Origin of the sequence: Pseudomonas sp. P42 (assembly GCF_017973755.1) — a bacterium.
GTDB lineage: Bacteria > Pseudomonadota > Gammaproteobacteria > Pseudomonadales > Pseudomonadaceae > Aquipseudomonas > Aquipseudomonas iridis.
On the sequence record NZ_JACOPU010000006.1, the window covers coordinates 256,850 to 278,055 of the forward strand.

At 55.8% G+C, this 21,206-nt stretch carries 20 protein-coding genes; 9 read left to right on the top strand and 11 right to left on the bottom strand.

Going from position 1 to position 21,206, the window contains the following annotated elements:
* The first annotated feature begins 18 nt into the window (after positions 1-18).
* Positions 19-822, top strand: a complete 804-nt coding sequence (locus H8B20_RS20595) for an enoyl-CoA hydratase/isomerase family protein (RefSeq protein WP_102615846.1) — start codon at positions 19-21, stop codon at positions 820-822.
* Between the two features lie 181 nt (positions 823-1,003).
* A complete protein-coding gene (locus tag H8B20_RS20600; protein ID WP_102615845.1) occupies positions 1,004-2,356 on the top strand; it encodes an MFS transporter in 1,353 nt (450 codons plus the stop codon).
* Here H8B20_RS20600 and H8B20_RS20605 read toward each other — a convergent pair.
* On the bottom strand, positions 2,349-3,134 hold the full coding sequence (locus H8B20_RS20605; RefSeq protein WP_116642249.1) for an alpha/beta fold hydrolase: 786 nt from the start codon (positions 3,132-3,134) through the stop codon (positions 2,349-2,351). The genes H8B20_RS20600 and H8B20_RS20605 overlap by 8 nt on opposite strands.
* Positions 3,135-3,224: 90 nt before the next feature.
* On the opposite strand from H8B20_RS20605, the gene H8B20_RS20610 reads away from it, so the two are divergent.
* A complete protein-coding gene (locus tag H8B20_RS20610; RefSeq protein ID WP_210624396.1) occupies positions 3,225-4,196 on the top strand; it encodes an XdhC family protein in 972 nt (323 codons plus the stop codon).
* Between the two features lie 186 nt (positions 4,197-4,382).
* Positions 4,383-5,237, top strand: a complete 855-nt coding sequence (locus H8B20_RS20615; protein ID WP_210552745.1) for a helix-turn-helix transcriptional regulator — start codon at positions 4,383-4,385, stop codon at positions 5,235-5,237.
* 103 nt (positions 5,238-5,340) lie between these two features.
* On the opposite strand, the gene H8B20_RS20620 is transcribed toward H8B20_RS20615, so the two are convergent.
* Positions 5,341-5,631 carry a DUF6388 family protein gene (locus tag H8B20_RS20620; RefSeq protein WP_210624397.1) on the bottom strand — a complete coding sequence of 97 codons (291 nt, stop codon included), beginning with the start codon at positions 5,629-5,631 and terminating at the stop codon, positions 5,341-5,343.
* Positions 5,632-5,700: 69 nt separating this feature from the next.
* Positions 5,701-6,444: an SPOR domain-containing protein gene (locus H8B20_RS20625; protein WP_116642245.1), complete on the bottom strand. Its 744-nt coding sequence runs from the start codon at positions 6,442-6,444 to the stop codon at positions 5,701-5,703.
* 587 nt (positions 6,445-7,031) lie between these two features.
* Between H8B20_RS20625 and H8B20_RS20630 the strand changes: the two genes are divergently transcribed.
* Positions 7,032-8,813 carry a monovalent cation:proton antiporter-2 (CPA2) family protein gene (locus H8B20_RS20630; RefSeq protein ID WP_210624398.1) on the top strand — a complete coding sequence of 594 codons (1,782 nt, stop codon included), beginning with the start codon at positions 7,032-7,034 and terminating at the stop codon, positions 8,811-8,813.
* 118 nt (positions 8,814-8,931) lie between these two features.
* Here the strand turns inward: H8B20_RS20630 and H8B20_RS20635 are convergent, their stop codons facing one another.
* Positions 8,932-9,915, bottom strand: a complete 984-nt coding sequence (locus H8B20_RS20635; protein ID WP_210624399.1) for an LLM class oxidoreductase — start codon at positions 9,913-9,915, stop codon at positions 8,932-8,934.
* 730 nt (positions 9,916-10,645) lie between these two features.
* On the opposite strand from H8B20_RS20635, the gene H8B20_RS20640 reads away from it, so the two are divergent.
* Positions 10,646-11,911 (top strand): OprD family porin, encoded by a 1,266-nt coding sequence (locus H8B20_RS20640; protein WP_215729417.1) that lies wholly within the window; start codon positions 10,646-10,648, stop codon positions 11,909-11,911.
* 283 nt (positions 11,912-12,194) lie between these two features.
* Here H8B20_RS20640 and H8B20_RS20645 read toward each other — a convergent pair whose 3' ends face one another.
* The 3 genes from H8B20_RS20645 to H8B20_RS20655 form a co-directional block, all read right to left on the bottom strand.
* On the bottom strand, positions 12,195-13,214 hold the full coding sequence (locus H8B20_RS20645) for a zinc-binding alcohol dehydrogenase family protein (protein ID WP_210624401.1): 1,020 nt from the start codon (positions 13,212-13,214) through the stop codon (positions 12,195-12,197).
* 10 nt (positions 13,215-13,224) lie between these two features.
* A complete protein-coding gene (locus tag H8B20_RS20650; RefSeq protein ID WP_210624402.1) occupies positions 13,225-13,518 on the bottom strand; it encodes a putative quinol monooxygenase in 294 nt (97 codons plus the stop codon).
* Between the two features lie 187 nt (positions 13,519-13,705).
* Entirely contained in the window at positions 13,706-14,797 is a 1,092-nt protein-coding gene (locus tag H8B20_RS20655; RefSeq protein ID WP_084322895.1) for an NADH:flavin oxidoreductase/NADH oxidase, read from the bottom strand.
* 85 nt (positions 14,798-14,882) lie between these two features.
* Between H8B20_RS20655 and H8B20_RS20660 the strand changes: the two genes are divergently transcribed.
* Positions 14,883-15,185, top strand: coding sequence for an ArsR/SmtB family transcription factor (locus H8B20_RS20660; RefSeq protein WP_210624403.1), 303 nt, complete (start codon positions 14,883-14,885; stop codon positions 15,183-15,185).
* Here the strand turns inward: H8B20_RS20660 and H8B20_RS20665 are convergent.
* Positions 15,182-16,180: a zinc-dependent alcohol dehydrogenase family protein gene (locus tag H8B20_RS20665; protein ID WP_210624404.1), complete on the bottom strand. Its 999-nt coding sequence runs from the start codon at positions 16,178-16,180 to the stop codon at positions 15,182-15,184. The genes H8B20_RS20660 and H8B20_RS20665 overlap by 4 nt on opposite strands.
* Before the next feature lie 103 nt (positions 16,181-16,283).
* Here H8B20_RS20665 and H8B20_RS20670 point away from each other — a divergent pair, with 103 nt between their 5' ends.
* Positions 16,284-17,171 (top strand): LysR family transcriptional regulator, encoded by an 888-nt coding sequence (locus H8B20_RS20670; RefSeq protein WP_210624405.1) that lies wholly within the window; start codon positions 16,284-16,286, stop codon positions 17,169-17,171.
* Between the two features lie 252 nt (positions 17,172-17,423).
* Complete coding sequence (locus tag H8B20_RS20675; protein WP_228732721.1) at positions 17,424-18,239, top strand: CmcJ/NvfI family oxidoreductase; 816 nt, start codon at positions 17,424-17,426, stop codon at positions 18,237-18,239.
* A 141-nt stretch (positions 18,240-18,380) separates the two neighbouring features.
* Here the strand turns inward: H8B20_RS20675 and H8B20_RS20680 are convergent, their stop codons facing one another.
* The 3 genes from H8B20_RS20680 to H8B20_RS20690 form a co-directional block, all read right to left on the bottom strand.
* On the bottom strand, positions 18,381-19,481 hold the full coding sequence (locus H8B20_RS20680; RefSeq protein WP_210624406.1) for a low temperature requirement protein A: 1,101 nt from the start codon (positions 19,479-19,481) through the stop codon (positions 18,381-18,383).
* Positions 19,482-19,894: 413 nt separating this feature from the next.
* Entirely contained in the window at positions 19,895-20,434 is a 540-nt protein-coding gene (locus H8B20_RS20685) for a DsbA family protein (protein ID WP_210624407.1), read from the bottom strand.
* 11 nt (positions 20,435-20,445) lie between these two features.
* A complete protein-coding gene (locus H8B20_RS20690; protein WP_210624408.1) occupies positions 20,446-20,988 on the bottom strand; it encodes a redoxin domain-containing protein in 543 nt (180 codons plus the stop codon).
* Positions 20,989-21,206 lie beyond the last annotated feature (218 nt).

Below are 21,206 nucleotides of genomic sequence, written 5' to 3' on the forward strand. Positions count from 1 at the left end.
CATCCAGAGGACACTCTCATGCAACAACAAGCGATCCAGCAATTTCTCGACACTCAGTTCGATGGCTTCCAGGTTGAAGTCGATGTGTCCCGCGAGCGCGCTGATATCATCCTCAACCGGGCACCGTTGAATGTCATTTCCATGGGGCAGCGCGATCAACTGCGCCTGGTCTTCGAAGCCCTCGATGCACACAAAGATGTGCGTGTCATCGTGCTGCGTTCGGTGGGTGAACATTTCTCCAGCGGCGGCGACATCAAGGGTTTCCTCGAAGCATCGCCAGAGCACGTTTCGAAGCTGGCCTGGAATGTCGCGGCACCGGCACGTTGCGAAAAACCGGTGATCGTTGCCAACCGTGGCTACACCTTCGGCGTCGGTTTCGAACTGTCCCTGGCCTGCGATTTCCGCATTGCTTCGCAAACCACTCGCTACGCCTTGCCTGAGCAGAACCTCGGTCAGATCCCGGGCTCGGGTGGCTCCGCGCGTCTGCAGAAAATCATCGGCATCACCCGCACCAAGCACATGGTGATGCGCGCCAAACGCATCACCGGCGACCAGGCCTACGCCTGGGGTATCGCGACCGAGGTCGTGCCGGATACCGAACTGGAAAGCACCGTCGACGCGTTGGTCGATGAACTGCGGCGCTTCTCGCCGTTGGCTCAGCGCACGGCGAAAAAACTGATCAACGACAACGAAGATGCGCCGCTGACCGTCGCGATCGAAATGGAAGGTCACTGCTATAGCCGTCTGCGTAGCTCCAAGGACTTCAAGGAAGGCGTTGAAGCGTTTCACAGCAAGCGTACGGCCGTGTTTATCGGCGAGTAAATCGTACTGGCGAGCGGGCCCGGGAGTATGTTGGTAACAGCGTACGCCTTACGGAGCAGGGCCTGCCGCCCCTTCAATGCAACTGAAAGGGCACATCAAGGTTTCACCGCTGACCTGCTGATTACTCGCAACCCGTGCACCGGGATGCAGAACGTTCGATCACCGTTTGTGTGAGGCAACCATGACTACGACAACAACAATAACTGCATCACCCTCCAGCGCCGCTTGCGATACACCACAGATTCCACCGGGCAAGGCCTTGCTCGCGGCATTTGCCTCGACATTCGGCTGGGCGCTGGATTTGTTCGACCTGTTCATTCTGCTCTACGTGGCGCCCATCATCGGCCGCCTGTTCTTCCCCTCGGACACCCCGACCCTGTCGCTGGCCGCGGTATATGCCTCGTTCGCCGTGGCCTTGCTGGTGCGTCCGCTGGGCTCGGCGATCTTCGGCGCGTATGCCGATAAGCACGGCCGCAAGCGTGCGTTGATGGTGTCGATGGTCGGCGTCGGTATTTCCACGGCACTGTTTGGCGCGTTGCCGACCATTCATCAGGTCGGCATATTGGCCCCGATACTGTTTTTGGTCTTGCGGGTGATACAGGGCATTTTCGTGGGTGGCATCGTTGCCTCCACTCACACCATCGGCACCGAATCCATCTCGCCGCGCTATCGCGGCTTGATGTCCGGGTTGATCGGTGGTGCCGGCGCCGGTATGGGCGCGCTGTTGGCGTCATTCACTTATCTGGTGTTGTCGGAGATCTTTCCCGGGGAAGAATTTGACGTCTGGGGCTGGCGCTTCATGTTCTTCTGCGGCCTGCTAAGCACGTTTTTCGGTCTGGTGATGTTCCGTTACCTGGAAGAGACCCCGGTCTGGCAGCAACTGCAACAAGCGCGCAAAACCAAGGGGCCGGCGGTAGTTGTCGTGTCGCCGCTCAAGCGTCTGTTCGGTCGCGAGTACCGCGGCGTGATGCTGGTCAACCTGCTGATTACGTTCGGAGGCGGTGCCACGTATTACCTGGCCTGCGGTTATCTGCCGACGTTGCTCAACGTGGTCGCCAAAGTGCCTCATGCGCAGACTTCGCAGATGCTCATGTACGGGTCGGTGGCAACCATTGTCGGAGCACTGGCCTTCGGTTACCTGAGCGACCTGATCGGTCGCAAGAAGACCTTCATGCTGCTGGGTGTGATCAACCTGGTGAGCCTGCCGATGATGTTTCTGGGTGTCGCCGAATCGGGTTCGCTGACCCGTACTGCGCTGTATTGCGTGGGTATAGGCTTCATAGGTGGGGCGATCATCGCGCCGATTCTGATCTTCCTCAACGAACGCTTTGCCACCGAGCTGCGAGCCAGCGGCACCGGATTGTCCTGGAACATCGGTTTCGCCCTCGGCGGAACCATGCCGACCTTTGTGTCCCTGGTCAGCGGCAGCCCGGCGCAGATCCCCATGGTGTTGGCGATGTTCGCCGTCGGTCTGTCGGTGATCTACCTGATCGGCAGCGTGGTGATTCCAGAAACCCAAGGCAATTTCAAGTAAAGGCGGGGAGGCGCTTCAGGAATTCGCAGATCAGCTGCAAGGTCTGCTCGGTCGCTTCGGTCTGGGGAAAGTGCCGACAGTTATCCAGCAACACACAGCGGCACGGTCCAGCGACCTGTCGCTGGATGACCACCAGTTGCTCGGGCGTGGCGTAGTGGTCTTCGCGACCCTGAATGACCAGCAACGGCTTTTCGATATAAGCCAACTGCGCTTCGAGATCATCCAAGGAAAAGTCCGGGTGCAACCAACTGTCGCTCCAACCGTGAAAAGCGCCATCGACATTTGTCCCATGGTGACGTGCCAGGCGCTCGCGCAGTTCGCCCAGATGCCAAGCCTCGGTGGTGTGGCGAATGCCATCGAGGCTCTCGGCCTCGACAATCACGTGAGGGGCCAGTGCGATGCTGCCCAACACGCGTGGATCGTTGGTGGCGGCATAGGCAAGGACGATGGATGCGCCGTCACTGTGACCGAGCAAGACCACTTGCGGCAGTTGCAAGGCATCGAGCAATTGCCGCAGTTCCCGAGGGCCGTCGCTGCTCAGGTAGTTCAGCGGACGCGGCAGGGTTACCGGGCTCGATTGCCCATAACCCTGACGGCTGTAAGTGACCACACCGTAACCGCTGGCCTGGGCCAGGCGCAGGGGGAAGTCTTTCCATTGGTCGGCGCTGCCGAGGCCTTCGTGCAACAGCACCAGTGTCGGTCGCGATGGGTCAGCCGGAGGCAGTTGGCGATGCTCCAGGCGCAGCGCCCCGAGTTGCAAAAACTGTTGTGGCGACATGTTGAATCAACGATTGAACAGGATTGCTCGCAGGTTACCGTAAACGTAACCCTGCATGCAGCACCACGCTTTGCTTGAGGTACAGAAAATATGCGTCATCTCGATGTTCAGGTGATCGACCAGGCACTGCAATGGGCTCGCGCCGGGCAGGCCCAGTGGCTATGTACGGTGCTCTCCACCTATGGCTCGGCACCGCGTGCGCCGGGTGCGATGCTGGTGACCAATGGCACAGGCGAACACGTCGGCTCGCTGTCGGGTGGCTGCGTCGAAGAGGAGTTTCTCGAAAGCCTGACGCGCGGTGAGTTACGCGAACCGGCGCAGATCGTGAGTTATGGCGACAGCGTCGAGCAACGTCACCGTCTGCGATTGCCCTGTGGTGGCGTGCTGATTGTGCTGGTCGAGCACCGCGCTGCCAGCCCTGATTGGATCGCGCACCTGGAGAGTCTGCACGCGGCGTTGCTCGGCCAGCGCCGTCTGCTGCGTCATATCGAGCTGAGCAGCGGTGTCTTGCGCCTGGACCCGGACACCGGACACGGCAGCGAGCGGGTGCAAGTCGTCGACGAAAGCGTGCGCATCAGCGTGGGCCCTGCGTTACGACTGATTCTGGCGGGGCTCTCGCCGGTCGCCGAATTCTGCGCCAGTTTTGCCCGCGCCATTGGCTGCGAAGTCATCGCCTGCGACCCCCGTGAAGAGATGCTGCACATACATCTCGAAGGCGTGCAGATGCAGCGCGTGCTGCCCTCGATGTTCATCGCCGCCGGCGGGTGCCACGCGGCGACCGCGGTGGTGGCACTGACACACGATCCGCGAATCGATGATCTGGCGCTGATGGAAGCGGTCCACACCCCAGCGTTTTACATCGGCGCCATGGGCTCCCAGGCAACCTCGGCCAAACGCGCCGAGCGGCTCAAACGCATCGGTGGTCTGACGGATGAGCAGATTGCCCGTTTGCACATGCCCATTGGCCTTGATCTGGGCAGCAAGGCCCCGGCGGAAATCGCTCTGGCGGTGGTGGCCGATATCCTGCGCGTTTATCACGGCAAAGAACGCCATGCCTTGTAAGGCGGTTTTTCCGACGAACGTGGGGGCTGCGAAAGTCGAGGTAGACGCTCGGTCATTCGCGCGCGATAGTGGCCAGCCAAGTGTGGCTGAACCATGGACCGATCGACGGGCTTGAGAAATAGATAAGCGCCCCGATGATATGCATTGAGGCCGATAACAATATCGCTTCAAGCGAGGAGGAATCTGATGTCGATTGCCCAACGGGTTTTCCACGGCAGGTTTGGCCGGGTCGCCTTGCTGAATATGGATCATTCGCTGGTCACCCATACCCATTCCGAATGCCATGTGCTGGTCAAAGTGTCCGGCGAGGACACTTACTTCAACGTTAACGGTCGGCGGGTTCCGCTCAGTGATCGCACCGCGGTGCTGGTCAACGCCTGGGAGCCGCATTTCTACGATCCGCAGCCGGGTGCCGGTGCCACGCTAATCCTGGCGCTTTACATAGAGCCCGCCTGGCTGGCCACTGCCCAGCAATCGCTGGCGCTCAGCGGTCGGCCGGACTTTTTTGCCCAATCATGCATCGAGCTGTCGAGTCGAAATCGCACCCTGGCCGACATCCTGGTCGCCGAAGCGCATGGTTGTGGGATCGTGCCGAAAGAGCGTTTGGAGTTCATGCTGTTCGACTTCCTGATCGAACTGATCGAGGACTTTTCCAGCTGGCGGCATTTGTCGCTACTGGGTGCGCCCAACACAGGTGAGTTTCGGGATGCACGCGTGCGCCGTGGCACCGCCTGGTTGCTTGAGCACCTCGATGATCCGAACCCGATCGACAACGCCGCGCGGGCCTGTGGTCTGTCTCGGGCACACTTCTTTGCGCTGTTCAAGAAAGACACCGGCATGACGCCGAACCTGTTGCTTAACGACGCGCGCATGCGCCGGGCTTTTGCTTGGCTTGAGCGTGAGCGCAGTGGAACGCTGGGCCTTTTGTCGGAGAACCTCGGGTTCTCCGAGCAAGGTCATTTCACACGGTTTTTCCGTCAGCACATCGGAGCTTCGCCCAGCCAGTATCGGCGTGTAGTGGATAGTTACGCGGCGGTTTGAACCGAGAGGAGGGCGGGGGTATTGGGCAATACTCCCGCCGATGAAATTAGTCTTTTATCTTGAAACGAGCGGTTTTTATAGGCTGCGAAATTTGTAGAGTTTATTAATTGTCCAGAAAGTCATAAATCTCTTTCATGCGTTCTTCGCGTATCAACTCAAGTTCTTCCTTGGTTTCGGCTACCCACTGCAGCATGAAGTCCCAGCAATCGCAGTCGTGAGCATCCGCCTCTGCTTCAAATGCTTCTTTCAGAAATTTAAGGCGATATTCTTCTGGCGAGAGCCCGCAGTTTTCAGCGAGGCTGTAGTTCAGCTCGCTGAGTTCAAGCTGGATCCATAAGTTGGCGTCCAGGAATTTCTTCAGGGCGAGTTCGGCTCTAAGTTCTTTTGCGATCATGAATACACTCTCGTGTCATAAAACAGGTAGACATTTTTTTCGAGATCAGTAGCGCTACACAGGATTATGTCAATTTCCCGCCATCATCCATCCTCTAACACCATGACTTTCACTCAACTCTTTCACGACTCGAGCCGCGTCCTGCTTTTGTTTATACGGGCCAATGACGACAAAGTTGTTTTCTTTACGCGCTACCGGCAACTCCAACTGCTGAATGGCTTTTACTGCGCGATGGCGGCTAGGTGTATTCAATGCAATTTCGACCACCCATAGGCCGGATGAAGGTGTGATTGAAGCTTCTTTTTTAGTGTGGAAAATGTAGCCGCCACATGTCAAGCACGGGCGTTCCAGCGTGATCAGCGAGCCTGGTACTGTGCGAAAGGCATGCCATTGCGGATCAATGGTTTTTTTGCGAGCGAAGAGTGCCAGGAGCAGGCCGATAAAAGTAATCAGACCGCTGAGAATAATTGTCCATTTGTGTGCCTGTGTGGGCAATGAAGTCAGCGTAAGTACGGGTGTTTCGTCTGGCTTTTCGAGCAAAAACTGTACGGCGTCAGCCTCCGTTGAGTCGGGTATGCGGGATTCGTTTTTCGTAAGGTGTGCGAGCTCGTCAGAATGTATCGTACCGAGCTCTGTCGCGACTTTATTAGCGGTGTCATCGAGTAGTTGTTCGAACTTTGTCACTTTTTGCTGGATGTATGAATTGTCGACGTTATTTTGACAAATGGGTCCTGTGGACGAGTAGGTCCATAGAAGTGCTGATAGTTGCCCAAAAACGCCAGTTAACAGGAAGCCCAAGCCAAGCTTTCGCACGACACCATCTCCAAATCAAATGAATTGTTATTTGTCCCGTTTGTTCTGATAAAACAGGGTTCTATTTTTGATCCTGGGATGGTCTAGATTCTTGAGCGCGTCAGTGTGCCCAAGCGCCAAAACTAGTTGGCTGCTTTTTGTTGTTTTAAAGAACATCGGGCATGCACTTTATAGACTGTTGGTTGACGAAAAAGGCTCAGGTGTTCGAAAAAAAACCGTATCAGATGGATTTGATGGCAGCCTATTAAAGCACTTGTATTTAAGGTGAATATCGTGGCCGAAGTACCTGGCCAAAGCTTTAAGCCATGCCGACGCGCTCGGTATAAATGAAAGGATTGTTAGCCGGCCCATTACGGTGCGGACAGGGAGAAGCTACTGAATTTTTTGTCACCCTTTTTAAACGATGCCGGTGTCCTGCACTACACTTCAGATGGCATTCCTACCCTGGAGAGTTCCTGGTGAACGCTCCAGACCTCGTGCTTGGTCCTGAAGAATTTGCAGAACTGAGCGCTCAGCTTGAAAGCTCTGCTCAACACGCCTGGCCGTGGAAGCATTACCGGTCCTGATGTGGGATGAGGGTCAATGCTATGGCCGTTGAAGGCAATGCAGGACAATTATTGGGCGTCGTCATTTTGCTTGCCGCCGCCGTGCTGCTAGTGCCGCTGTTCAAACGCATCGGGCTCGGCTCAGTGGTCGGTTACCTGGCGGCGGGCCTGATCATTGGCCCCTTCGGACTGCAACTTTTCAATGACCCCCACACCATCCTTGAGGTGGCCGAGTTGGGCGTGGTCATGTTTCTTTTTGTGATTGGCCTGGAGATGAAACCCTCTCACCTATGGGACCTGCGTAGGCAGATCTTTGGGTTGGGCAGCCTGCAGGTGGTGGTCAGTGCATGTCTGCTCACTTTTGTCGGCATGGCTTTCGGATTCTCTTGGCAGGTGTCATTTGTCTGCGCAGCGGGTTTTGTACTCACCTCCACGGCTCTGGTTATGCAAGTTCTCTCGGAACGCGGTGACATTACCGAGCCGAGAGGGCAGCACGTCGTGTCCATTTTGTTGTTTGAAGACCTGTTGATAGCCCCTTTGCTGGCGGTGGTGGCATTTCTGGCGCCCACGGAGTTGGCGAATGGACCCACGTCACCACTTTGGCAACGCATAGGTATCGCAGCGCTGTCCTTGGGTTCATTGGTGGCCATCGGATTGTGGCTGCTCGATCCCCTGTTTCGAGTATTGGCCCATGCCAAAGCACGCGAGGTAATGACTGCCGCTGCGCTGCTGGTTGTGTTGGGCGCAGCGTTGCTGATGGAACTCGGCGGTCTTTCAATGGCGATGGGGGCTTTCGCGGCCGGTGTGCTGCTGTCCGAATCCACTTTCCGCCACCAGTTGGAGGCCGACATCGAGCCGTTTCGCGGCCTGCTGCTGGGGCTGTTTTTCCTCGGCGTCGGCATGTCGCTGGATCTGCAATTGGTGGCCGAGGCCTGGAAGCTCATCATTTCCGGCGTGCTGGCGCTGATGGTGGTCAAGGCGCTGTGTATTTATGCGGTCGCGCGCCTCGCGAAAAGCGGTCATGACGACGCGCTGGATCGCGCCTTGCTGATGGCGCAGGGTGGCGAATTTGCTTTTGTGCTATTTGCCGAAGCGCTCAAACTCAGGGCCATCAGTCCTGAAGTCAACGCCAATATGACGGCTATTGTGGTGCTCTCCATGGTCATAACGCCGGTGACTTTATTGCTGTACAAACGGTTTGCTCGCGCGCGGACCGTTTCCCTGGACGGTGTGGAAGCCGCACAGAATCTGCGCTGCAATGTACTCATCATCGGTTTTGGCCGCGTGGGGCAGATTGCCTGCCAGGCGCCGCTCGCTCAGGGAGCGAAAATTTCCATCATCGATATAAATCCAGAGGTCATCCGCGCCGTGACACCCTATGGTTTCAAGGTCTATTACGGCGATGGCGCCCGACATGAAATATTGCACGCCGCTGGCGCCCATCACGCTCGCGCCATCATTGTTTGTGTGGACGATAAAAAAGCCGCGACTCGCATTGTCGAAAGTACGCGGCACTTCTGCCCGCAGGTGAAATTGGTGGTACGCGCTTTTGACCGCGAACATGCGCTGGAATTGGTCAAACACGACGCCGACTACATAGTGCGGGAAACCTTTGAGGCCGCCCTGCTGCTCGGCCGTCAGGCCGTGGTGACTCTGGGGGCGTCGGAGCACGAAGCCGACGCGGTGATCGACGAAGTGCGCAAACGTGATGCCGAACGTTTTGCCCTGGAAACTTCGGGCGGGCTGTTTGCGGGACGAGCCTTAGTACTGGGAAATATTGAGCGCATTGATCCACCGAACCAGGAAGCGCGGGATGCTCAGTGAGCATCAATCGCCGTCTGGAGGGGTTCTGATTTCAGTCATCAGGCGAGGGCGGTTGCGCAAGGCCTGATAACTCATCCTGTTGAACCGCACCACCTCGGCCGGCAGGCAAGCGGCCGGGTCAATTCGCTTCAGGACGCGGCTGCACGCCGAATTGCGGAACGATGTGTGCACCCAATTCCTCAATAACTTGCGCAGCCGGCCGCTTCCCGTATTTGAGATTCAGGATCACGTGGTCCACTCCGATTTCCTCAAGCGACTCGAGCAAAAACCGCATATGGAAGCGTCCGAGTTTGAACCCCAAATGAATGCGAGTGGGCGGCGAGGACGGGTTCTCGTCGAGGTCGATGTAGAGCGACTGAATGAAGGGCTTATAGACGGCGCCACATTGCTTCCTGACTTCTTGCCGCCAATCCTCCACGATCATTCGCTGCATGTTCGGTATGCGTGGGTAGTTGATCCATCCGACGCTTTCGCGCGCGATCCAGTCCAGTGACTGGCGGCTATTGCCGGTCACCAACATTGGAATGACTTGGGTTGTGGGTTTCGGAATGAGATCTGCGCCCCGCATCTCACCACCGCTCCAGCGAATGGGCTCAAAGCTGGTGCTGTGGGCTCGGCGAATCACCTCGTAGTGCTCGCGAAAGATTTCTCCGCGCCTTTCGGGATCGACGCCAAAAGCCGAAAACTCCACAGGGCGATCGCCGGAAGCGACCCCCAATATCAAGCGACCTGCGCTCAACTGATCAACGCTGGCTGATGCCTTGGCCGTGTGTAGAGGATGGTGAACCGGGATGGCAATGGATGCTGTGCCAAGCGCTATCTCCGACGTATGAGCGGCCATGTAACCCAGGTAGACCCAAGGGTCGAACAGTTGGCCAACATCGCCGAAGCCGGGGTCCCGAAGAGGCACGTCGCGAAACCACAGCGCGCAGAAGCCCAGCGCTTCTGCTCGTTTGGCCAGTTCGACCTGGTTGAGCATGCTCGGAGTGTCGCCCTCGAAGGCCTCCAAAGGAAAGAATAATCCAAGGCTCAAATGGCCCTGAGTGAAGGTTCGGCTGAACCCTCGGTGCTGCTGATAAGGAATCGTGCTCGGCCGATACATACTCATTTTCCTCAATGGAAGAAACGTGAACAGCGCCCCTGTTTCCAGAGGTGCTACGGCATCGGTCGCTGGGAACGACAGGTGGGGTAAGGGTGCAGTCTTCGCCCGTTGCGCCGTATATGCTGGTCGGGTCGACCGGTGTGAAGGGCCAGTTGCAGGCATGCGCGCGGGCAGGTCCGGATTGGCGATGAGCGGACGGTCAAAATAAATCAGATCGCTCCAGCCCGATACATCGCCTGAGCAAAAGCATGGGGACCATCCAACAAGCGTAGGCGGCTTTGCGCGCAACCGCCATGTCGTTCTCCGTCTCGGTACCCGTGACACAGGACGGGTCAGGTCATTGCGCTGAGCTTTTGGGTACTCGATAGGCCCTGGCACCGGGCATTTGGAATTGGAGACGACTGACAATGGGGTCCGGCCCCAGTCCTGACATTCAGACGATAAGGTTAATCGTCATACCCCAACGCAGAACTCCATCTGCCCAGGCAAGGCACTCCCTGTGCCTTTCTCACACACTCGGCTCTAACGCAATCGCGCGGCATAACAACACGTCTTCAAGCGCTGGCGGTACGCCCGGTTCGAGGCATGACGTCAAGGCCGACACGTGGCCCGTATGGTTATTTCCGTTGCCCTGGAAGATTTTGCGTTGCTTCTATTACTTTAAAAAAACAAATGGAGCGCAATACAAGTGAGTAGAAAAACAATAACTGCAAGTTCGGTGTTTTTTTGCATGACGCTGAGTGCTCAGGCGCATGCTGACTTCCTGAGTGACAGCAAAGCCACCTTGGGAATGAGAAACTTCTACTTCAATAACGACAACCGCGATGGCATGGCCGCCCCTTCCAAAACCGAAGAATGGGCGCAGGGTTTCATGCTGGACTTCAAATCGGGCTATACCGGTGGCATGGTTGGCTTTGGTGTCGATGGCCTGGGGTTGCTGGGGGTTACCCTGGACAGCGGCCAAGGACGGCATGTCGGCAGCAGCATGATGCCTTCTGACAGTGACAACCGTGCCGTCGACGAGTGGAGCCGGCTAGGGCTGGCCGGAAAAGTCAAAATGTCGGAAACGGAATTTCGCTACGGCACCTTGATTCCGAAACTTCCAATACTGGTCGCCAACGATGGGCGCGTGCTTCCACAAACCTTCGAGGGCGGTCAAATCACCTCGAACGAGTTCAAGGGGCTGACCTTGACTGGAGGTCGGATCAACCAGGCAACAGGACGTGGTTCGAGCGATCAGACGGGGCTGGCCGTTGCTGGTGGTACGCGTGAAAGCAATCAGTTTGACTTCGCCGGGGCCGATTGGAAAGTCAACAAGGATCTTACAGCTCAGTACTACTACGCCAGCCTCGATAACTACTATACGCAGCATTTTTTGGGATTAATTCACACCTTTGCTCTCTCGGACAATCAGTCCCTTAAAACTGACCTGCGCTATTTCAAAACTGACTCGTCAGGTGCAAATAGCTCTGGTACCTCTGGCTACAGAATGAATGGCTACACCAAAAACGGTGATGGAGAAATCGACAACCGGACCTGGAGTGCCGCGTTGATTTACACACTGGGGGGCCACGCGATTACTGCGGGCTACCAAAGTGTGTCGGATGGCAGCAACTTCACTCAACTGAGTCAGGGTAGCCTGGTAGACAAGGGCGCCGGTGGAGCAAGCCTGTATCTGTATACCGATCGTCTGATCCAAACGTTCACCCGCGCAGGCGAGCGCACAGCTTTCGGTCAGTATGCTTACGACTTCGCCGCTCTGGGTGTTCCTGGCCTGAAAGGCTCGGTCATGTACCTTTCTGGCGATAATATTAAAACTACGACAGGCGACAGCCAGAAGGAATGGGAAAGAGACATTAGCCTTGACTACGTCGTTCAGTCCGGAGCGCTCAAAGGCGTCGGGTTCGGCTGGCGTAACGGCAAGTCCAACAGCGAAGCGGCTCGTAGCGTAGATCAGAACCGTGTTTTTGTGAGCTATAGTATTCCGCTTCTCTAACTATTGTCATGAGCGGTTAATTCCCAGCGTTGTCTTTGTTTACAGAGCTAATGATGGATTCAGTCGTCTGGTTCCACTTCAAGAGCTTGGCAAGCGCTGCGGGCGCTGAGACCTGGAACGGATGGCTTACCTCTTTGGGCGTTTATCCCTCCACCCATAACAGCAGAATTTTGGCCCGCAGCCCAAGACGTTGCCCCAGCCAGCCCATCCGCGACCAGCCTTGTAGTGTGGCGTGGTCAAATCGCATTAAAACGAATGGGGCGGCGGGTTTGTCTACACCCCCTTAGAAGCCTTCCAGCACGACCTTGCCCTTCGCCTTGCCGCTTTCCAGCAGAGCATGGGCACGACGAAGATTTTCTGCGCTGATGCGCCCGTAGTTGTCGCCAACGGTGGTGCGCAAGTCACCCGCATCAATGCGCCGCGAAACTTCGTTGAGGATGTTGTGCTGCTCCTGCATGTCCTCTGTTTCGTAAAGCGAGCGGGTGTACATCAGCTCCCAGTGCAACGACAGGCTCTTGCGCTTGAGCGGTACGGCGTCCAGCGTGGCCGGGTCATCGATCAGGCCCAGCTTGCCCTGAGGCTTCAGTGATTCGATGATTTGCTCGTAGTGCCGATCGGTCTGGGTCAGGCTAGCGACATGGCTGACTTGTGCGATACCGATGCGCTTGAGCTCCTCGCTGAGTGGCTTGGTATGGTCGATGACATGATGCGCACCAAGCTCAGTGACCCAGGTCTGGGTTTCAGGGCGCGAAGCCGTACCAATGATCGTCAACCCGGTTAGCTGACGCGCCAGCTGAGTCAGGATTGAACCCACCCCGCCTGCAGCGCCGATGATCAGCAGCGTTTCGCCCCGGTCGGTGGTATCGCGTGCAACACCGAGGCGATCAAACAGCAATTCCCAAGCGGTCAAGGAAGTCAGTGGCAATGCCGCAGCCTCGCTGAAATCCAGCGACTGGGGCATTGAGCCGACGATACGCTCGTCCACCAGTTGCAGCTCACTGTTGCTGCCCGGGCGGATCAGCGATCCGGCGTACCAAACCCTGTCACCGGGCTTGAAGAGCGTTACGTCGCTGCCGACCGACTTGACCACGCCGGCAGCGTCCCAACCGAGGATGCGCGGCTGGCTTTCGTCCTCGTGCGGTACGTAGCCCTGCCGCACCTTGGTATCGACAGGATTGACCGATACGGCCTTTACCTCTACGAGCAAGTCGCGCGGCCCCGGCACTGGCTCGGGAATATCGATCTCCACCAAGGCGTCGGGATGTTCAATAGGCAGGCATTTGAAGTGTGCGATGGCTTTCATTCGAAGATCCTCAGGAGATGCAATACATTTTCGTGATGGTGAGCTTTTCAGCAGCACGTTCGATGAAAGGGAGCGCTGCCTGAAAATGCGGTGTCGCTTCGTGAGCAGTCAGCGTCGCTTCGTCCCGCCACTGTTCGATCATGTGGAAAGTGCGAGCCTGCTCGGCATCACGATGGAAGTCGTACTGGATGCAGTCCGCTTCGCCTCGGCTTGGGCCTTGCAGGCCCTGCAGCGTTTGCTCGAGCCCGGCTTCGAAACCGGCCTTGGCGACCAAGGTGGCAATCAGTGTCAGAGGGGTGGTCATCAAACCTCCTGTCTGTGTGCGATATAAAGAACGAGCGCAGTGGCTGGCACGGAATATCGAAGATGTCCCTGCCGGCCATGGCCAAAAACCTGAATTCGGGTGAGAGCGCGACAACCATCTTGCCCGTTTGGGCATTCGACCCAGTTGATAGCCCTAAGGCCATGCGAGCGCCCTCGCTCCGGCGGGATCACCTGTAGCGTTCAAGCCAATGGGCATAGGGAGCGGGCAGGGTCCAGGCAGCACGCTCTACACCCAGCGCCTGGGCGGCTGAATAGGACCAGTTTGGATTGCCCAGGTGCGCCCGGCCAATCATCGCCAGGTCCAGTTGACCACTCTTCACCGCTTCTTCGGCGACGCTCGGCGTGCCGAAGCCCCATGCCGAGGCCACCGCAATCCCCGCCTCGCGCCGTACCCGCTGGGTAACTTCGCCCATGAAACCGGGGGCCCAAGGAATGTTGGACTCAGGGATGGTGAATCCGATACTGACACTGAGCAAGTCCAATCCACCGTCCTTGAAACGACGTGTCAGTTCGATAGCCTCTGACAAAGTCTGTTCATCCCGACCATCGTATTCGATGACACCCAGACGAGCAGTCAGCGGCAAGTGCTCTGGCCATACTTCGCGAACCGCGGCCAGTGTTTCCAGCAGAAAGCGGCTACGGTTATCGAAATTTCCGCCGTAGGCGTCGTCACGAAGGTTGGAGTGTTCAGAGAGGAATGACTGGGCCAGATAGCCATGGGCGAAATGCAGCTCCAACCACTCGAAGCCAGCTTCACGTGCACGGCGAGCGGCGGAGACAAAATCCTCGCGGACTCGGGCGATATCCTCCAGCGTCATGGCTTTCGGCTGCTTGGCGAGATGAGCGCCAAAGGCAACAGCCGACGGGGCGATGGTCTGCCAGCCACGCAAATCATCCTCGCCGATATGATCGTCACCTTCCCAAGGACGGTTCGCACTGGCCTTGCGCCCCGCGTGGGCAATCTGGATACCTGGCACTGCGCCGGCAGCCTTGATCGATTGCACCACCGGCACGAAGGCACGAGCGAGCTCATCATTCCAGATACCAGCGCAGCCAGGCGTGATCCGTCCTTCGGGTGACACGGCGGTCGCCTCGACAACCACCAGTCCCGCCCCGCCACGCGCGAGGGTGGCATAGTGCACAGTGTGCCAATCGTTGATCAGGCCATCATTGGCCGAGTACATGCACATGGGGGGAATCGCGATCCGGTTGCGAAGGGAGACATCCTTGAGCGTGAAAGGCTGGAACAGTGCAGACATCAGGTTTTTCTCCAAGGGATACTATTACTGTTGTTCGATAATATTCGAACTATTGACCTAGAGCAAACCCGTGTATGATTCGCTCATGCGCCCCTTCAAACACCTTCCTCTCAGCGAATTCGTGCTTGAGCGTCTTTTTTACGCCTTGAGCGACCCTGTACGCCTGGAGATTGTCCGGCGCCTCGCCGAGCTGGGAGAGGCCAGCTGCGGCGACCTCGACGGTGGCCGCGCGAAGTCCACCATGTCTCATCATTTTCGGGTGCTGCGAGAAGCCGGCTTGGTTCAAACCCAGACCGTCGGCACGACCCACATGAACTCGTTGCGTAGAGAAGACTTGAGTAACCGTTTTCCGGGCCTGCTGGAAACGATCCTGTCCCAGCACGACTAAGCCTGTCGCTCAATGACGACTTTGCCAATGGCACGGCCTGACTCAAGGCGATCATGTGCCGCGCTGACACCCGCAGCAGTGAAGTCATGGCGCTCATCGATCAGTGGTTTAACCAAGCCGCGATCAACCAGGGCAGCCAGCCTTTGCAGGATCTCGCCATGGTGCTTGCGGCCTTCGTTATGAATGATCGAAATAGCCATGAATACGAAGTCGAGTCTCAATGCCTTAAAGTGCATTTCGGTCAGATCGTAGCTGTCGTAACCGATGATCGAGACAACATGGCCTTTAAGTTTCGCGGCTTTCAGTGAGTTTTGTAAGACCTCACCGCCCAAGGTATCGAAGACCGTATCGAATCCTTTTCCTTCGGTGATTCGCTGACTGTATTCCCGGGGCGTCTCGCTGTTATAAAAAATAATCTCATCGGCGCCCAGTTGACGGGCAATTTCCGCTTTTTCTGGCGTTGAAACAGTCGTCGAAACCCTGGCCCCCAGAACCTTGGCCAATTGAACGCCTATGTGCCCAACACCACCGGTGCCACCATGCACCAAGACGTTGTCATTGGGTTTGATCGAGGCTCGGTCGATCAGCGCCTCCCAGGCCGTAATTGCCACGAGCGGCAAGCTGGCTGCTTCGCCAAAAGAGAGCGACTTGGGTTTAAGAGCAAGCATCTCAGCATCGGCCTCCATCTGATCTGCCAGCGCACCGGGAATCCCCACGATGCCACCGAAGCAGCCATAGACTTCATCGCCTACGTCAAAGCGGGTCACACCAGCACCAACGGAGCTGACCACCCCTGAAACATCGATGTGAAGAATTGCCGGAAAAGTCAGACCGGCCGTACCTTCGCTGCCCCGACGAATTTTCGTGTCCACTGGATTCACGCTTGTGGCCCGCACGTCGATAATCACATGACCTGGGCGGGCAACGGGGCTTTCCGTATTAATTTCTACAAAAAGGTCTGAGTTACCATGCTGATTTATCACAATGGCTTTCAAGGCTTAGACTCCGAGGAACAATAGGCCAACAAATTTATCATCAGTAATATCGGATAAATACGCTAAAATTATTGAATCTTTCGGTCCTTTTGGTTGGTAATAAATGCTGGATTCCATTGATGAATTGCGGTTGTTTATTGCTGTTTTCGAGGAGGGGTCCATCCGCGCAGCGTCCGAACGAATGGGCATGACTGCCGCAGGCGCAAGCAAGCGTCTTCTGGCCCTTGAAGACAGCGTTGGTCGGAGACTTTTTAACCGCACCACGCGCAAGCTAAGTCCCACTTCGGACGGTGAGAAGCTTTATCAACACGCACTAAGCATCTTGGAAAGCGTCAAAAAGGCGGAGCGAGGATTTTTCCAGAAAACCGAGATGACCGGTCATCTACGCATAACCGCTTCCGCAACATTTGCCCAAGGTTATTTATCGAGCGTCGTCAGCAGTTATCTCAAACGCTACCCTGGCGTTATCGTTGATTTACACCCGACAGATCAACTGGTTGATTTGGCCGCCCATGGTACCGACCTTGCGATTCGGCACGGAGTAATGGCCGATTCATCCCTGATCGCGCAGAGGATTTCTGCGTCCCGACGTCTGATTTGCGCCGCCCCCCAATATTGGGAAAAACAGGGTATGCCTACCTCTCCAAAAGACTTAACCACGCTGGACGGCCTCATCGTCGGAAAGGATTCCAGTTGGACCATGTCCCGAGGAGGCGTTAAAAAAACATGCAAAATACGCAACCGTTTTTCATCCAGTTTGGGTGAAGTGGTTCGCCAGATGGCAATAGATGGGCATGGAGTAGCGCTGCTGATGGACTGGCATATACGAGATGATCTTGATTCAGGAAAACTGGTGGAGGCTTTTTCCGATTGGGCCATTGAGCCGCCGGTGGGAATCTATGCGGTATACCCTTCAAGAGAAAACATCGCTCCGACTGTTCTCAGTTTTGTTGCTCATCTCAAAGAGTGGGTCGCAGCCCACCCCGTTTAAACTGAGTGCTGGTGGGCGACAATCCACCTTTTGAAGCGCTTTCGTTTTTTGCTTTCTGAATTTGGTCAAGCTGCACGTCGGTGTCGGGGTAGGTATGTCCTGTTCTACCGGTCGGGGACCATGCACCTCCGGGTGCATTTGAAAGTGTCCCTTGGAAAGCATACGATCGAGGATGAGGCTGTTTACAGGCAAGCTATAGCGCCGCCACGGTGACACCACGCCGAATGCGCTCAGCAGACCGGGAGGTGTTACTTGAAGTGCACAACTGATATGCCCGCTGGCGTCATCACAAAACTCACCTACCTGGTCAAGCACGATGCGAAGCCCTATGTGCATACCGAGGCTCTGACCGGTAACAGTGAACCACACTACTTTGCTGAGCAGGAGGAGCGCGAGGTCACGATACACAACGGTCGTCCGTTGGCAGACAGCCTTTCTCTGGACAAGCAGGGGTTTGAACTCCATCGGCGGGATACGGTGGTCGACGATCTCTACGACGATACCTCAGTGGAAAGCGTCTACTATGACGAGGTCAAGGCCTTGATCAAGGAGTTGACGGGCGCGAGCCGGGTCGTCATCTTCGACCACACCAGGCGCAGCGACGCCGAGCGGCGGGATATTCGCGGGCCAGCCAGCCGTGTGCATAATGACTACACCGACCGCTCGGGGCCTGAACGTATTCGCGACGTGCTGGGCCAGGATCAGGCCGCCGCACGGGTCTCGGTGGCCCAGATTAACCTCTGGCGCCCGATGAGCGGCCCCGTCAAGCGCTCACCGCTGGCGGTGCTGGATGCCTCGACGCTCGACCCCAATGACCTGCTGGCCACCGATTTGGTCTATCCGGATCGTATCGGTGAGATCTACCACCTGGCCTACAATCCGCAACAGCGCTGGTACTATTTTCCGGACATGCGCCGTGACGAAGTCTTGCTGATCAAGGGGTATGACTCACGTCACGACGGCCGTGCCCGCTTCACGCCCCATACCGCCTTCAAGGACCCCAATACGCCGCCGGGAGCCCCGCCGCGCGAGAGTATCGAAGTTCGCACCCTGGCCTTCTTTGATTAGGTTTTTGCCGCTTGGCGCGGGCCTCCCGCAGCGCTGTGTTTGCCCCCGTGCTTTCCAGGCGAACACCCGCTTTGGTTGGTAGGGATGTATGGATGTGCGCGGATAGCTGATCCACCCGTGATATGGCCAAACTTTAAAGATTCAACGATACCTGAAGTTTAGTAAAACATAACAGATCATGGTTGCTGTCAGGCCGACCAATATGTACTCGACGCGGGGTAGGAATATAACCAAACCACCTAGAGAAAACACGATCAAGGTGTTTTGTAGTATGTATTTCCTTATTTTAGGTACCGCTATGAAGTAGCCATATTGCTTGCCTAAGAAAAATAAGGCCATGCCGATGATTGACGTAATCTGGAAATCGCGCATCGCAATGTCATTCAGGATCGCATGCCTGATCAAATTTGCGAGAAGTGCTAGCCCCATAAATAGAAAAAGGTGCGAGTAGATTAAGGAGTGTCCACTCATACTGCTTTCATTTTTGCTCAACAAGTAAAAGCTATCAAAATATATCCACCAGATACTGCAAATCATGATAAATCCGGTGATTGCCGCCATCACATTATAACGATCCCATTGAATGTCAGATAACCCTCCAGAAAGGCTAATTACCGACTCGCCCAATAAGATGAGGGTGAGTAAACCTAGTCGTTCAACCAAGTGTTCTGTATGTGCGGGCAATGGTTTTAGCTTACCCCAAGAAAATAAAGGGAGCAGAATATCAAGAAAAACCCCAATGTAAGCGACAAGGTAACGCATAGGTGGGTCAAAAAGAATGGATGAAAGACTAACAGCTGCGCTAACTAACAGGGCGAAGCCAAGCCTGGAGGAGAATTCACTACGGTGATCGAATTTATTTATGGACGAAATGTACATAATACTGATGATGGCACGTATACCAAAATAGCAGGTAATAACAAGCGCATAGTTTACTTCCAATTCTTCCCCAATCCGTGCAGACAGCACAATGAGCAGCAACATTAAAAATAAAGTTGCCAAGCGGTGAAGGTTACTGTCTGTGTCAAACCTATTTGAGTAAATCGTGTGGCTGGACCAGATCCACCATAATGGAACAAAAAGCAGTAAAAATGTCCATAATTGCTCCTGTTCAAAATGGCCGTGATGAAGATGTCCGAGAGTATGCGTAACCTTGCCAATTGCAACAACAAAAATCAGGTCAAAAAACAACTCTAACCATGTGGCGTGTCGATTCTTTTCATAATACTTCAAAGATTTCATTCGCTGCTGGCTCCGTGTGCACCTCTTTAATCCACCACCACGTCTGTTAGTACGGTCAATACAGAATCCAGCGTGCCATCGGGCCGATAGCAACATTGCGCACGGGCGGACCTTAGCGGGCAACTGGGTTGCTGTTCCGCCAACCATTCATTCAGCGCCTCGACCAGGACACGGGCCTCGACTATGGAATCTTCCGAACTGTCAAAAATTAACATCGCCATTTTTTATGTCCTCGGTTCGCTGGGCTGAAATTTTCGTGCCGCTGCTTTATGAGCGATGCTTATCGCTGGCAGCACCGTGGATTCTTCAATCCCCTGTATTGAAATATTATCGAATGCACACCTGGTGCGCTGCGCAATGGGGCACGCTCGCCCTCGGCTACGGTGTGGGTGATGCCAGGCCGATGTGGCTATCTAGCGATTTCGTCCGCGCACTAACAGAAGCTCAATCAGCTGACTCATTTCGGTAAACTCTGGAGCCCCGTCATAGCGAAGCCCGTCAATGTAAAACGCCGGGGTGCCATTCACGCCGCTGCGTACACCGCCATTGAAGTCGGATTGTATTTTGGGGATGTAAGTGTCCTCTCGCATGGCAACGTCGAGTTCCTCGCTGGAAAGGCCGTGTTTTAGAACAATGGCGCGATACAGCGGCGGACCCAATCGATCCTGATTTTCATACAATTCGTCGTGAGCCTCCCAGAAGAACCCTCGACTCCCGGCGTACTCAGCGGTGACCGCTGCGGCCATCGCATGCGGGTGCGCGGTGGTCAGTGGAAAGTTACGGAACACGAATTGCAGATCATCGCGAAAATGCTGTTGCAGATTCTTGACCATCCAATACGCTTCACCGCAATAGGGACATTCATAGTCGCCAAATTCCACCAAGGTGACCTTGGCATGCGCACTTCCCTGGCGATGGTCGTTGGCACTTACCGGCACTTTGAGAGTGGCCATGTGATCACCTGCTAATTTTTGGTTGGCGCGCTTTTTGGCGAATTCGCTAGAGCATCCAGCGCGTCCAGAATGCCGTCCGCCCCAGGGTTGATTGCCATTGGTGAGATGTAGCTCCAGGCGATCACTCCCTCCTTGTCAATCACGAACAGTGCCCGCTTACAAACTCCCAAGGGGGAGTCGTACGCTCCATACTGTCGCGCCACAGCACCTTTGGGCTCGAAATCGGCCAGCAGGCTGAAGTGAAAATTCCGGTCTTTGGCGAAGGCCTGATGACACCAGGCGCTGTCAACCGAAATACCCAGTAGCGTCGCACCGTATTCTCTGAATGTGGGTAGCAACTGGTTGTACAAGGTCAGCTGGTCACCACAAACCGCACTCCAGTCAGCGGGATAAAACGCCAGTATCACGGGATTTCCCTTTAGCTCGCGCAGCGATAGATGTTGATCAGGGGTCGCGTTCAGCGTGAAGTCGGGCGCGACAGTGCCGGCTGACAGCGGCCCCTGAGCCAGGTCGTCATTCGTTTTTTTTGCATCATCCAATTCTGAGGTGTTCATTGCTTGAGCCCTGATAGAAAGGAGGTGGTTGGGGTCTACTCAGGGGGATACGACTTGGCCGGCGGGATAACTCCATCCACCATCAAGGGATTTATAACGGCAACGATGCCTTGATCTCAGCCTGAGCCTGAGTGTTTTCGGCAGTGAGACGATCACGTTCCGCTTCAAGAAGCACGACGACGTCCGCCGTGCTTTCGCGGTATTTGATTGAGGGCCAG